The sequence below is a fragment of the Mesorhizobium sp. M0659 genome (genome assembly GCF_040320605.1).
Classification (GTDB): Bacteria; Pseudomonadota; Alphaproteobacteria; order Rhizobiales; family Rhizobiaceae; genus Mesorhizobium.
The window spans coordinates 185215-197714 of record NZ_JAMYPY010000001.1 but is presented as its reverse complement, the minus strand read 5'-3'; the positions used below and the strand labels follow the sequence as shown (position 1 = coordinate 197714).

Here is a 12500-nt window from a genome sequence, read left to right as displayed (position 1 = left end):
ATCGAGTGGCTTGCAGACTCCCTGGGCGGGACTGCAAGAAAGCAAAATCATCACAGCTGCAGTTGCCGGATCCATTCGTGAAGCTCCGTTGTTCGACGAGCCTCAACGCGGAATAGCGAGCTTTGTTTCGCAGGGGCTAAAATATGAGTTTTCTGGTCTGGCACGGTGGCGGGCTTTTCATTGTCACAGCTTTCGCCTCTCAATTGTCCGGATCCCGAACGGTAAAACAGCCATCCGACGAGACACACCGAGAGGATCGCGATGGCCAGAAGGATGCCGCCGGCAATGTTCACCATCAACATGAAATCCATCGGACCTCTCCCTCTTATATGCCGACAGTCGGAAACTCGTGAAATCAACATGGGTGAACAGGTTGCGAACATGCTGCTACGGTTTTTGCAGAGCACGAGATGAGACGAGACGGACCAGCACGACAGGGACTAGCTCTCGTCGCAACAAATTGACACACAAGGACTCGACGGAGTCGAACGGCAAGGGCAGGGACGCCATCAAGCGAATTCAAAACCGGTGCCTTGGCCGACGGGCAATCGCTGATAACATCAAGGTATGCCCTGAGGCGACGTTACAAGGCAGTGTACTTGGGTGCAGCCGGCAGCAGGCGGCCGAACTCTCGCCTTCCAGAGGTTCTGGAGTGCGCCGACCGACCCCGTCGTGCTCGTCAATGTGTAGGTTTGCAGTGTGGTGTTCCTTCAAGGTCAATCAGCAGCTTATGCATGGAGGACCACGGCAAGCGGCGTTTTATTCCCGGACAGCGCAAATTCTGTCTCGACAATGTGATTGGTCCGGGCGCCTCGTTTTTAACGCTCTTTGCCCCGCAACATCGGCCGTCCAGTTCGGGAATATCGGGACCTTTCAAGAATTCGGATATTGTGAGAGCAGCGACGCGTCGTGCGACGAAGGGGAAACAACTTCGCAGTCTCGTGCGACAGCGGCAAAGCTGCCTTCCTCAGCAGCGTCGAGTAAGTGGCGAAGCAGGCTTGTGTCCGTCACTGCAGTCAATTTCCACCCGAGCCGAGATGAGGCGCCTGGCTCAGCGTCTGCTTGCCGGCATCCTGTGTGGGGCGGGAGCGCGGGGGGCAGTCCAGGCGACCGGCAGGCAACGCTCGCGTCTGTCCATCGCGGTGATGGGAGCCTCGTCGAGTTCAGCAGCGTCGATGATCGTCGCATTGAGTTCCGGATTGGCATTCACCTGGGTGACGTCGTGCAGGAGCGCGATGACGACCTGATGGGTAATGGCGTCAACATCGCCGAGGGTATCCGGGTTGCCCGGGCGTAGCGGCTTCGAAGCCGCCGATTATAAGTATTCTCGCCCTGTGGCGGCCGATTCTGCGATTAAGAATTGGACGAATAGGCATGGGGGAGAAAGGCCGTTATTCTAAGCCTCATCCACCCTCGATGCGGGAAATAACGAGATCATGGAGTAGGAAAATCTCATGCTATGCGGCGGAGGTGCTTACAAGGGCGAGATTCACACCCGCCCAACGACAAGGCGCCCATCCCCTGCCCGATGGACGGTGGATAGAGTTTTGGTGCCATAGCCAAACCCACACATTACAACCGTCATCTATCCGCTTCCCGGTACAACCACGGCTGGTGCCGGCGATCAAGGCGGCGTACTTCGCCGACCTGCCGCCAGCCGACATCACCCTCGAGCTGCTCGACGACTGGTATGGCCGTCTGCTCCGGGTCAAAGGTGTCGACATCGCCTACCGTGCCGTAAAGACGTGGCGTTCGCTGTACAATGTCATGGCCGGCATGAAGCTATGCCCGCCCGGCTCCGACCCATCGCAGGCGATCCGCCGCCAGACGCCACCACCGCGCCACCAGACCTGGACGGCAGGCGAGGCGGTGCGCATGGTCAAGGGCGCCTGGCGCGCCGGCTACCGCGGACTGGCCTGCATCATCGCCGTTGCGTGGGACACGAGCTTCTCACCCGTCGACGTGCGCACGCTCACGCCGGCGCAGGCAATGCAGACAGCACAGGAATGGGGTTTTCCGATTGCACGCAGCAAGAGTGGCGAGGCGGCTTTCGGCACGCTGTCGTCACGCACGCAGCGCCTGGTGCTGGCCTATGTCGAATCACTAGGCGTCACCCTGCTTGACGATGCGCCGATCTTTCGCTCGCGCGGTTTCGCGCCGGGCCCGAAGGGCGGCCGGCCGCGCGCCGGCGTGCCTTACACGAAGGATTCTCTGGTCGACGACTTTGCCGATCTGCGCACGCTGGTGTTCGGGACATCGGAGAAGCGGCGGCTGATGGACATGCGGCGTTCCGGCGCGGTAGAGGCGAATGCCGGAGGCGCGTCGGTCGAGGCAATCTCGGCCAAGATGGGCAATTCGATCGACGGGAACAAGGCGCTGCAGAAGACCTATATGCCCGTCAATCTGGCCGTCCGCTCAGCCGATGCAAGGGCAGAAAGCTGCTTCGCCTGGAACGGAACGAATACAGAAAGTTGAAACTCTCCGCAGAATGAGAGTTGAAACTTTTCAAGGGGCGGTAGCTAACCCCTTGAAATTAATGGCGCGAGTGACGGGGCTCGAACCCGCGACCTCCGGCGTGACAGGCCGGCACTCTAACCAACTGAGCTACACCCGCGCATTGGACGAGCACGTGTCAGCCGTGTTCGTCGTTGGGGCGGTGGATAAGGGGTTCGCCACCGGGTGTCAAGCGCAGCTGGACAGCATAAACGCAAACAGGAGAAGGTTTTTTGACGGGCGGCACTTTGCCCGCGAAAACCACTGTGCGGCTAAGCTCGCAGCTGTTCATTTGGCCTTGCGAAGCCGGTTGCGACCGCTTAAAGGTCCGGCCGGAGCGGGCGATTAGCTCAGTTGGTAGAGCGCTTCGTTTACACCGAAGATGTCGGCGGTTCGAGCCCGTCATCGCCCACCATATCCGGCCCGCATATCCCGAATGCCGGGCGCGGCCGCAATGAGCCGCACCCGCCGTTCTTTCCTGGCGCGCTAGTCTATCGCTTGACGTAGCAGTTCTTCTTCACGCGGCGGATGGGATCCTCGCCAAAGGCGTCGACGCTGCATGTGACGCCGTTCCTGAATACGCCCTGGACGTACTGGCCACGCGCCCCGTATCTCACCACTTTGCGGCCACGGAACTCGCAGAACCGCCCCTCCGAGGCGCAGGCCACCCATCTGCCGCGGCCCTGGCCGTAATCATTATCGCCGTAATTGTCATCATTGCCGTAATTGTCGTCGTCGTTGTCACCATAATCATTACCGCTATCGCGCCTCGCAATATAGCAGGCCTTGTCGCGGCCGGGCGCCGGGTCGCCGAAGACGCGATTCGAGCAAGGCACGGAACGACGATCGAAGAAGCGGGAGGTGGTCTGGCCGCGCGCGCCGTAGACCACTTCCGAGGGGTAGGGCAGGCGGCACGTGCCGCCTTCATCGGCGCATTTCTGCATGCGCTGGGCCGACGCGGTGGCGGGGAAAAGGATAGAAACTGACGAGGCCAGGCCGACCAGGCAAATGAATGTAAACGTCATCCGGATCAAAGCAGTGAAGGTTTTTGACATGATTTTGTCTCCCGTTCGATTCGACCAGCATGGTACAGCTGCCTTGTTAAATGCACGATGAATGAAAGCCCTCGCGGAGGCAGCACAATGATCGACCATCCACGGCGGCTGATGTTACAGCTGCTATTGGCATTGGCAATCTCTGGTATTGGGCGCTTCGCCTATGCGGGGAATGTGGGCGACGGCGTCGACCAGCCCGCCGCCAAGGCAGCCTTGCTCAAGGCCTATCCCGGCCTTTTCACCATTTCGGGCAATGTCCTGACCTGGACCGACGGCACCACCATGGTGTGGAACGACGGCAAGGCGCGCGACGCCGACGCGCTGCTTGAGAGCCCCGACATCGAAGACATGTTTCGCTACGTCTATCCCAGAGCAGCCGAGGGCGCGCTGGTCCCGGCGGAGGATTTCGATCCCGGCCGTATCCGCAATGAACCTTTCTTCGAGAAGCTCTACGGGGCAAGTGCCGCCGAGGTGGGCAAGCACATCGCCAACGTCAAATGGTTGCCGAAGCTCGGCAAGAAGACCGTGCAGGTCACCAGGATTTTCGGCATCAACGACCGGCTGGGCAAGGTCTCCGCTGCGCTTGAGGCGATGCCCGCGGAGCTGAGCCGTTACGGGCTCAAGCCCGGCGGCGGCTTTGTCTGGCGGCCGATCGCCGGCACCGACCGGTTGAGCGTTCACTCGTTCGGAGCGGCCTTCGATATCAATGTCGGCTTCTCCGACTATTGGTACAACAACAGGAACAAAACCAACCCGAAGGCCCACATTCCCTTCAAGAACCGGATTCCGCTGGAAATCGTGAAATTGTTCGAGAAAAACGGCTTCATCTGGGGCGGGCGCTGGTATCACTACGACACCATGCACTTCGAGTACCGGCCTGAGTTGCTGCTGTACAAGAAATCCGGCTGATCACGGCGGCAGCAGCCGGAAATCCTTGCCTTCGGGCAGCAACTGGCCGCCGTCGACGACGATGGTGGTGCCGGTGATGTAACTGGCATCGTCCGAGGCCAGGAACAGGAAGGCATTGGCGACGTCGCGCGGACTGCCGAGGCGTCCCAACGGGATCGAATCCTCCATGTTCTTGATGTAGGCGGCGCCCCGATGCAGCTCGATCGCTTCGGTCAGGATGTTGCCGGGCTCGACGCCGTTGACGGTGATGCCGTAGCCCGAAAATTCCAGCGCCGCCGAGCGGATGAAGCCGTTGATGCCGGCCTTGCTGGCGGCATAGTGGCCGTGGCCGGGGCTGGTGACGTGCGGACCGGTGATCGACGAGGTGTAGAGCATGCGCCCGTAACCTTGCGCCTTCATCGGCGCCAGCGCCGCCAGCGTGGCGTTGAACGTGCCGCGCAGATTGACCGCCATCACCCGGTCCCAGTCGTCCGGGCTGGTGTTTTCGATCAGCTGCCAGGGATAGATGCCGGCATTCTGCACGACGATGTCGAGGCGGCCATGGCGGCTCAGCGCCAGCGCCACCGCAGCTTCTGCATCGGCCATTTGCGAGATGTCGGCGCGAATGAAATCCGCGCCGAGCTCGTCCGCGGTCGCCTGGCCGGCTTCGGCCTCGCTGTCGGCCAGGACCAGCCTTGCGCCTTCTTCGGCAAAGCGCTGGGCGATGCCCTTGCCGATGCCGCGCGCGCTGCCGACGATCAGCGCGACCTTGCTTTCGAGCCGTCCTGTCATGCCAGCCGTCTCCTATGCGAGTCTTTGGCGAATGGTTTGCTTGAAGGCGTCGAGCAGCACGGCGGCGAGCACCAGCAGGCCATGGATCACCTGGGTGAAATTGGCCGGCAGGCCCATCAGGTTGATTGCCGTGTTGATGGAGGAGAGCAGCAGCACGCCGGCATAGACGCCGGGCAAGGTGCCGACACCGCCTTTCAGGCTGACGCCGCCGATGACGACGGCGGCAAAGGCGTTGAACAACAGCCCGGTGCCGAGATTGGCGGTGGCGCCCGAGGTGCGGATGGCGAGCAGCCAGCCGGCGAGGCCGGCAATGGCGCCGGCAAGTACGAAGGCGATGATCAGATTGCGGTTGACGCGGATGCCGGCGCGGAAGGTCGCGGTCTCGTTGCCGCCGATCATCACGAGGTGGCGGCCGAACGGCGTTTTGGCCATGATCAGCGAGAACAGGACGAAACAGGCGACCGCGATCCAGGCGGTCAGCGGCAGGCCGGCCAGTCGCTGGATGCCGAACCGGCGGATGGCCGGCGCCAGATCCTGTGCCGAGCGGCCGCCGGAAATCACCAGCACCAGGCCGCGCACCCAGATGTAGGACGCCAGCGTAATGATAAAGGCGCTCATCTTCACCTTGACCACGAGATAGCCGTTGAAGGCGCCGATGAGGCCGCCGACGGCCAGCGCAACCAGCAGCGAAACCGGAACCATCAGCCATTGCGGATTGAGCTGTATGCCCATGCCGATGCCCGATGAGCAGAACAGGATGCCGACCGCCATGGCGCTGAGTGCGGCCACCGATTCCACCGACAGGTCCATATGGCCGGCAATGATGACCAGCGACAGGCCGATCGACATCACGCCGAGAACGCTCGAGGCCTCGATGATGTTGGCGAAGATGCCGAGCTGGAAATAGTTGGGGACGAAGACGGAAAAGACAACCAGCACAAAGATCAGCATGAACCAGACGAGGTTGTCGAGGACGAACTCCAGGGCTTTGCGGCTGCGCGGGTTCATGGGCTGATCCGGTTGGCGCCCCCGAGAAAATCAGGCTGAGAAATCAACTCGATTTCATCGGGTTCAGGCGCGGGTTTAGGTTCGCCACGGTGTCCTGGGACGCGGCGTCGTGAATGGGCAGGCTCCGGGCCGCAATGGCCCGGAGCGCTTCGCTAGGCGACTATTCGACAGACTTGATCGTGTCCGTCGGCGGCTTCTGGTTGCCCCAGAAGGCCGGATTGTCGACGTTTTCCTTGGTGATGGCGGCGCCCGGGATCTTGATGTTGGGGCCCCAGCTCTCCTTGGTCACGGTCGACTTCAAGCCGAGCACGTCATACTCGCCAGGCTTGATTTCCTGCTTGCCGGCGATCTTGTCCATGAACATCGCCACGGCCGCGGCCTGCGCGTAGAGCGGCTGCTCGACTTCGACATTGAGCCAGCCCTTGCGGATCAGGTCGAGACCGACCGGAGCGCCGTTCGAGCTCATCAGCATGACGTCGCCCGGCTTCTTGCCGGCGGCCTCGAGCGAGGCGACGGCTGCGACCGACAGGTGCGCGGCATGGCTGAAGATCAGGTCGATGTCGGGGTTGGCGAGCATCTGGTCGGCAACGATCGTGCCGGCGTTGCTGGCTTCCCATTGCATGGCCGGCAGCGAGATGATCTTGACGTCAGGAAACGCCTTCAACTTCTCCTCGAAACCCTTCTGGATGTCGAGCGTGTAGGGATCGCCGGGATCGCCGAGCACCTGCAGGATCTTGCCCTTCACAGAACCGTTCTTGGCGGTCAGAAGCTTTTGCGCCTGCTCGGCGGCGACGTAGCCGATCTCGACCGTGCCCGCCACCGAGGTGAAATCGGACGGGGTCGAGGTGATCTGGCGGTCGAACTCGACCACCGGGATGCCGGCCGCACGCGCCGCTTCGATGGACGGCTTCAGCGCGTTGAAATCGACGGCGGCCAGGATGATCGCCGCCGGCTTCAGCGCAATGACGTCGTTCATCTGCGATTGCTGCGCGTCGGTCTTGTTGTCGGCGTTGAGTGTTTTCACCTCATAGCCGACCTGCTTGAGGAACAGCTCCAGCGCGCTCACCGAGCCGGTCTGGAATTCATCGAGCAGGGTCGGGACCATATAATAGACGGTGCCCTTGGTCTGGGACATTGCCGGCGTGAGCGAGGCAAGAGCCAGTGCCAGGATACCGAAGACAAGAACCAGTATTCGCTTCATGTCGTTCGCTCCTCTTTTATACCGGACCCCTCTTTTGTCCCTCAACCTGCCGGTCCGGCACCGGCAAGCGTCTCACCGGTGATCATGTTGATCACCGCATCGGGACTTGTTTTGTTGCGTGCGACATCGCCGGCCACGACGCCTTGCCGGATCACCACGATCCGGTCGGCGACCTGGAAAGCCTGTTGCATGATGTGGGTGATGATGACGACGCCGATGCCCTGGTTGGCCACCTGGCGGATCATCTCGAGACCGCGCCTGGTCTGCTCGACGCCGAGTGCCGCGAACGGCTCGTCAAGCAGCACCAGCTTGCCGCCCCAGTGCACGAAGCGGTTGAGCTCGATGGCCTGGCGTTGGCCGCCCGAGAGATGCTCGACATTGGTGCGCAGCGACGGGATGCGGGTGCCGGCACTTGCCAGCGCCTTGCCGACCACGGCCTCCATGGCGCGCTCGTCGAGGATGGGGACACCGAGAACCTTGCGGGTGATTTCGCGGCCCATGAAGAAATTGGCGACGACGTCGACATTGGTGCAGAGCGACAGGTCCTGGTAGACGGTCTCGATGCCGGCAGCCTTGGCCTCGGCTGGCGTTTTCGCCAGGAATTCCTTGCCCTCGAACAGCATGCGGCCGGAGCTCGGCTCGAGGCCGCCGGCGATGATCTTGACCAGTGTCGACTTGCCGGCGCCGTTGTCGCCGAGCAGCGCCACGACTTCGCCCTTGCCGATCGAGAAGCTGATGCCCCTCAGCGCATGAATGGCGCCGTAATTCTTGGTGACGTTTTCGAGTACCAGCAGCGGTTCGGTCATGCCGCCACTCCCTTGCTGTGCATGAGGTCGGACCGGCGCTCGCGCTCGGCAATGAACATCTGGCCGAAGCGCGGCGACAGCACGCCCGAAACGGCCAATGCGGCAGCGCCGCGCAGCACCGAATGCTTGCCGCCGGTCGCCACCGTCACGCGCGGTGTCTTGCGGTCGCGCCGCGCCGAGACCGAATTGGGAAGCTGTCCCGCCGCGCCGACCAGCTTTTCGAGCAGGTCGGTGGGCGCAAGCCCGCCGAGGATGACGGTTTCCGGGTCGAACACATTCTCGATGGTGACGATGGCGTTGCGGAAGATCGGCGCGATCTCGGCCACCCAGGCGGCGTCGCTGATGTTGCGGCGGCGACGTGCTTCGAGCGAGAGATACCGTTCGAGGCAGCCGCTGTTACCGCATGGGCAAGGCTCGCCACCGGGAACGGCAGGGATGTGTCCGATTTCGCCGGCATTGCCCCAGGCGCCGCGCATCACCGCGCCGTCATGCACGATGACGCCGCCGAGGCCGACGCCGAAATAGAGGTAGTAGTATTCGGAATAACCGGAGCCGAGACCGTAAAGCCGTTCGCCCATGGCCGCCGCCGCCATGTCGGTTTCGAAGAAGGCCGGCAGCCCGGTCGGCGCCGCCAGCCGTTCCGGCAGCGCGACATCCTTCCAGCCGGCCATGGTCGTCGGGCCGACGAAGCTCATCGACTCCACGCCGAAGGGTCCAGGCAGCGCCATGCCGATGCCGAGCACGCGTCCGCCGGGGCGCAGCGCGGTCAGCTCGGGCACCATCGCGCCGATCAGCTCGAAGGCATGGTCGGGCGTCGCATGCGGCGCCTCGCGATGCATGCTCTCGATGACATCGCCGCTGAGATTGATGAGCGCCGCGTCGATCCCCAGCGGGGTGAGGTGGACGCCGACGGCATAGCCGCCCTCGGGGTTGATCCTGAGCGTCGCCGGCGGCAACCCGCGTCCGCGCGGCTCTTCGCGCAGCGACAGCACATAGCCATGCTCTTCGAGTTCGCGAACGATGGTCGATACGGTCTGGACGGTGAGGCCAACGCGGCCGGCAATGTCGCCGCGAGCTATGGGACCGTGAAGGCGGATGGACTCCAGCACGATGCGCCGGTTGTAAGGCCGCCCGAACTCCTGATTGGTTCCCCGCAGTGCCATGTCCCGCGCCCTTTAGGAAGGCTAAGACTTGCACAGGCAATTTATTCAGTCAAATGGAATTCAAAAATAATTCGGAATGGTTCCCAGACGCGGTGCAGGACCTGTCCCATGCGCCGCGCTGGCCGATTGCAGCCGGGCTGAAACCACCGCAATGGTGAATGACGTCAGGCGGGCGCGGGGCTCGCCCGACCAGTGATCCAGCAGGAAAACCGATGATCGAATTGCCTTTTGCGCGCGATGAGTACCAGCGGCGGCTCAAGAAGATCCGCACCGAGATGGCGGCGCGTGGGCTGGAACTGCTGGCCGTCAACGATGTCGCCAACCAGCATTACATCACCGGCTATGACGGCTGGTCGTTCTACACGCCGCAGGTCGTGCTTGTCCCGATCGAAAACGAGGCCGAGCCGGTCTGGATCGGCCGCGCCATGGATGCGGCAGGCGGCTTGCTGACGGCCTGGATGAAGCCGGAGAATGTGGTCGGCTTCCCCGAGGACCACGTGCAGCGCGCCGATCGCCATCCGATGGACTGGATAGCGGCCTGCATCGTCGCCAAGGGCTGGGGCGCGAGACATATCGGCATCGAGCTCGAAGCCTATTATTTCTCGCCGAAGGCGCATGCCCGGCTCGTCGCCGGCCTGCCCAATGCGAAATGGCACGACGCCGATCTGCTGGTGAACTGGATCCGCGCCGTCAAATCCGCGCCCGAAATTGCTTATCTGCGCAAGGCGTCGACACTTGCCGAATCGGCGGTTTCGCGGGCCTTCGAAGTCATCGCGCCAGGCGTGCGCGAATGCGATGCGATTGCCGCGATCCAGGCGGCGCAGATTGCCGGCAGTCCAGACTTCGCCGGCGACATCACGGCACTGCCGCCGACCATCCTCGGCGGCGAGAATGCATCGGCTCCGCACATCATGTGGAGCGATCGGCGCTTCGGCAAGGACGAAACGATTGCGCTCGAACTTGCCGGTGTCTGCCGCCGCTATGCCGCAGGCCTCGCCCGAACGATGCAGCTCGGCAACACGCCGGCTTGTGTCGCCGACACCGCAAAGGCGGTGATCGAAGGCATGGATGCGGTGCTCGACGCGGTCAGGCCGGGGACCACAGCCGAAGCGGTCGAGGCCGCATGGCGCAAGGTTATCCAGCGCTACGGGCTGAAGAAGGAATCGCGCATCGGCTACTCCATCGGCGTCGCTTATCCCCCGGATTGGGGCGAGCACACGATCAGTCTGCGGCCCGGCGACAAGACCGCGCTGCAACCCGGCAACGTCCTGCACTCCATTCTTGGCATGTGGATGGATGGCTGGGGCATCGAGATCAGCGAGACCATTCTGGTGACCGAGACCGGCCATGAGACGCTGACCAAATTCCCGCGAGACATCCATGTCAAATCCTGACCGGTCAGCCACGACGGACGCCACCGCGACCCGCCTGACGCATCTGCTCAATATTGGATCGTCCGGCGCTCGATCAGCACCACAAGACAAAACAGGACGATCGACAGGCCCGATGACAGCACGATCGCCGCGTAGAGGCGGTCCGACTGGTAGTTGAAGGACGCCTGGATGATCAGCGCGCCAAGTCCTTGGTCGGAGCCGATCCATTCGCCGACAATGGCGCCGATCACGGCGGTGGCCGAGGCAATCCTCAGCGATGAGAACAGCATCGGCAAAGCGCGCGGCAGCCGCAGGCTCCAGAACGTGACGCCGGAGCACGCGATGTCGGATTGCCAAACAACAGGATGGTACAACGGGTGAAGGAGGCGGGGGCGTGCAACCAGCCGCCTGGCTTGACCCTACAGATACTGCTCGACCTTCTTGCCGACGGTCAGGAAGCGCAGCGGGTCGATGGCCTCGCCATTGTGGCGGACTTCGTAGTGCAGGTGCGGGCCGGTCGAACGGCCGCTGCTGCCGGTTTTGCCAATGATGTCGCCGGCTGCGAGTTTTTGGCCGACGGCAACGTCGATCTCGCTCAGATGGCCGTAGCGCGTGGCAAAGCCGTTGCCGTGATCGACCTCGACCATGCGGCCATAGCCGCCGTTCCAGCCGGCCTTGGTAACGATTCCGGCCGCCGTGACCTTGGCTGCCATGCCGACCGGCGCGCGGAAATCCATGCCCGAGTGCAGGGCAGCGGTGCCGAGGATGGGGTCAGTGCGCACGCCGAACGGGCTGGTGACGGAGTGGCCCGGCGCCGGGTTGGCGAGCGGCAGCCGCCGCGCCTCTTTCTTCAACTGGTCGAGCGTATCCAGCGCCTCGTCCAGTTCCTTGACCTTGCTGTCGAACATCATCGAGCTGTCAAGCGGGATCAGCGGTCCGCCGACATCGCTTTCGTTTTTGCCGAAATCACTGTCGACCGGCAGACCAGCCGCTTCCAGCGCCTGGGTGATGGCATCGGCGTTCTTGTAGGCGTTGTCGGCCAGGGTTTCGATGCGGGTGAGTTGCTGGCTCTCGATAGCCTTCAGTGAATCATTGATCGAGACGAACAATTTGTCGGCGCGGTCCGCAGCCGTTTCGCTGGGCAGCGGATCGGAACGTGTCGACCACAGCGAGAATGGCCTGGTGTCGCCCGAACCAAGGCTGGCGACCGAATAGGCGAGTGGCTCGCCGCCAGTCAGTTCGGCATGTTCGTCGGGTTTTGTTGTCGCTGCGGCATCAGCGGTTGGCAGCGTCCCGACTTCGTTTTCGGCCCGCTCGAGAATCGGGCCGAGGCGGCCATGGCGCTGGCTGAGCTGGCTCTGCCGCTCGATCAATTCGCTGACCTTGGTTTCCATCAGTTTCTGGTCGAGAAGCTGGCGGCTGGTGATGCGGTCGACCTGCGCGCGCAATGCGGAAATGCGATCTTCATAGGCCTGCTGCATGCGCGCCTGCCGGGCCGTGGTGGCGCCGATCAGATCGTCGCGCAGTACGAGATAGGAGGTCGCCAAGAGATAGCCGATGGCGATCGCCGCCAGTGCCGAGCCGAGAAAGGCGACGAGCCACGGCCGGATGGTGAAATGCCGTATTTCATTGCCCCGCGCAATGATGACCGTATGCGGCTCCTTGCGCCTGCCGAAGACCGCTGACTGACCGGTTAGGTTCACGGGACCAAGCTTTCGTTA

Annotated in this window: 11 protein-coding genes, 2 tRNA genes and 1 pseudogene; 4 read left to right on the top strand and 10 right to left on the bottom strand. The window is 62.7% G+C overall.

Going from position 1 to position 12500, the window contains the following annotated elements; translation table 11 throughout:
- Positions 1–50 precede the first annotated feature (50 nt).
- Positions 51–311 carry a hypothetical protein gene (locus tag NKI31_RS01020; protein ID WP_023745949.1) on the bottom strand — a complete coding sequence of 87 codons (261 nt, stop codon included), beginning with the start codon at positions 309–311 and terminating at the stop codon, positions 51–53.
- Positions 312–1614: 1303 nt separating this feature from the next.
- Here NKI31_RS01020 and NKI31_RS01015 point away from each other — a divergent pair.
- Positions 1615–2475, top strand: a complete 861-nt coding sequence (locus NKI31_RS01015; protein ID WP_352650081.1) for a site-specific integrase — start codon at positions 1615–1617, stop codon at positions 2473–2475.
- 62 nt (positions 2476–2537) lie between these two features.
- Here NKI31_RS01015 and NKI31_RS01010 read toward each other — a convergent pair.
- A tRNA-Asp gene (locus NKI31_RS01010) sits at positions 2538–2614 on the bottom strand.
- A 218-nt stretch (positions 2615–2832) separates the two neighbouring features.
- Between NKI31_RS01010 and NKI31_RS01005 the strand changes: the two genes are divergently transcribed.
- Positions 2833–2908, top strand: a tRNA-Val gene (locus NKI31_RS01005).
- A 76-nt stretch (positions 2909–2984) separates the two neighbouring features.
- On the opposite strand, the gene NKI31_RS01000 is transcribed toward NKI31_RS01005, so the two are convergent.
- Positions 2985–3548 (bottom strand): hypothetical protein, encoded by a 564-nt coding sequence (locus tag NKI31_RS01000; protein WP_031203220.1) that lies wholly within the window; start codon positions 3546–3548, stop codon positions 2985–2987.
- A gap of 87 nt (positions 3549–3635) precedes the next feature.
- Here NKI31_RS01000 and NKI31_RS00995 point away from each other — a divergent pair, with 87 nt between their 5' ends.
- The gene (locus NKI31_RS00995) at positions 3636–4457 is read left to right on the top strand and encodes a M15 family metallopeptidase (protein ID WP_352650079.1); all 822 of its coding nucleotides are present in this window, start codon (positions 3636–3638) and stop codon (positions 4455–4457) included.
- Here NKI31_RS00995 and NKI31_RS00990 read toward each other — a convergent pair whose 3' ends face one another.
- From NKI31_RS00990 to NKI31_RS00970, 5 genes are all read right to left on the bottom strand, one after another.
- On the bottom strand, positions 4458–5228 hold the full coding sequence (locus NKI31_RS00990; RefSeq protein ID WP_023834189.1) for an SDR family oxidoreductase: 771 nt from the start codon (positions 5226–5228) through the stop codon (positions 4458–4460).
- Between the two features lie 12 nt (positions 5229–5240).
- Complete coding sequence (locus NKI31_RS00985; protein ID WP_352650077.1) at positions 5241–6236, bottom strand: ABC transporter permease; 996 nt, start codon at positions 6234–6236, stop codon at positions 5241–5243.
- Between the two features lie 160 nt (positions 6237–6396).
- The gene (locus NKI31_RS00980; RefSeq protein WP_023684845.1) at positions 6397–7437 is read right to left on the bottom strand and encodes a sugar ABC transporter substrate-binding protein; all 1041 of its coding nucleotides are present in this window, start codon (positions 7435–7437) and stop codon (positions 6397–6399) included.
- 41 nt (positions 7438–7478) lie between these two features.
- Entirely contained in the window at positions 7479–8243 is a 765-nt protein-coding gene (locus NKI31_RS00975) for an ATP-binding cassette domain-containing protein (protein ID WP_023669142.1), read from the bottom strand.
- On the bottom strand, positions 8240–9406 hold the full coding sequence (locus NKI31_RS00970) for an ROK family transcriptional regulator (protein WP_352650074.1): 1167 nt from the start codon (positions 9404–9406) through the stop codon (positions 8240–8242). The genes NKI31_RS00975 and NKI31_RS00970 overlap by 4 nt, the downstream gene beginning before the upstream one ends.
- A gap of 212 nt (positions 9407–9618) precedes the next feature.
- Here NKI31_RS00970 and NKI31_RS00965 point away from each other — a divergent pair, with 212 nt between their 5' ends.
- Positions 9619–10800: a M24 family metallopeptidase gene (locus tag NKI31_RS00965; RefSeq protein WP_352650072.1), complete on the top strand. Its 1182-nt coding sequence runs from the start codon at positions 9619–9621 to the stop codon at positions 10798–10800.
- A gap of 47 nt (positions 10801–10847) precedes the next feature.
- On the opposite strand, the pseudogene NKI31_RS00960 reads toward NKI31_RS00965, so the two are convergent.
- Positions 10848–11105, bottom strand: a pseudogene (locus NKI31_RS00960) (ABC transporter permease); the annotation flags it as partial.
- A 93-nt stretch (positions 11106–11198) separates the two neighbouring features.
- The gene (locus tag NKI31_RS00955) at positions 11199–12482 is read right to left on the bottom strand and encodes a M23 family metallopeptidase (RefSeq protein ID WP_023708648.1); all 1284 of its coding nucleotides are present in this window, start codon (positions 12480–12482) and stop codon (positions 11199–11201) included.
- Positions 12483–12500 lie beyond the last annotated feature (18 nt).

Bases quoted from the DNA above. Each gene is read 5' to 3' on its own strand.
- NKI31_RS01020 (WP_023745949.1), bottom strand. From the start codon at position 311: ATGGATTTCATGTTGATGGTGAACATTGCCGGCGGCATCCTTCTGGCC.
- NKI31_RS01000 (WP_031203220.1), bottom strand. From the start codon at position 3,548: ATGTCAAAAACCTTCACTGCTTTGATCCGGATGACGTTTACATTCATT.
- NKI31_RS00995 (WP_352650079.1), top strand. From the start codon at position 3,636: ATGATCGACCATCCACGGCGGCTGATGTTACAGCTGCTATTGGCATTG.
- NKI31_RS00990 (WP_023834189.1), bottom strand. From the start codon at position 5,228: ATGACAGGACGGCTCGAAAGCAAGGTCGCGCTGATCGTCGGCAGCGCG.
- NKI31_RS00985 (WP_352650077.1), bottom strand. From the start codon at position 6,236: ATGAACCCGCGCAGCCGCAAAGCCCTGGAGTTCGTCCTCGACAACCTC.
- NKI31_RS00980 (WP_023684845.1), bottom strand. From the start codon at position 7,437: ATGAAGCGAATACTGGTTCTTGTCTTCGGTATCCTGGCACTGGCTCTT.
- NKI31_RS00975 (WP_023669142.1), bottom strand. From the start codon at position 8,243: ATGACCGAACCGCTGCTGGTACTCGAAAACGTCACCAAGAATTACGGC.
- NKI31_RS00970 (WP_352650074.1), bottom strand. From the start codon at position 9,406: ATGGCACTGCGGGGAACCAATCAGGAGTTCGGGCGGCCTTACAACCGG.
- NKI31_RS00965 (WP_352650072.1), top strand. From the start codon at position 9,619: ATGATCGAATTGCCTTTTGCGCGCGATGAGTACCAGCGGCGGCTCAAG.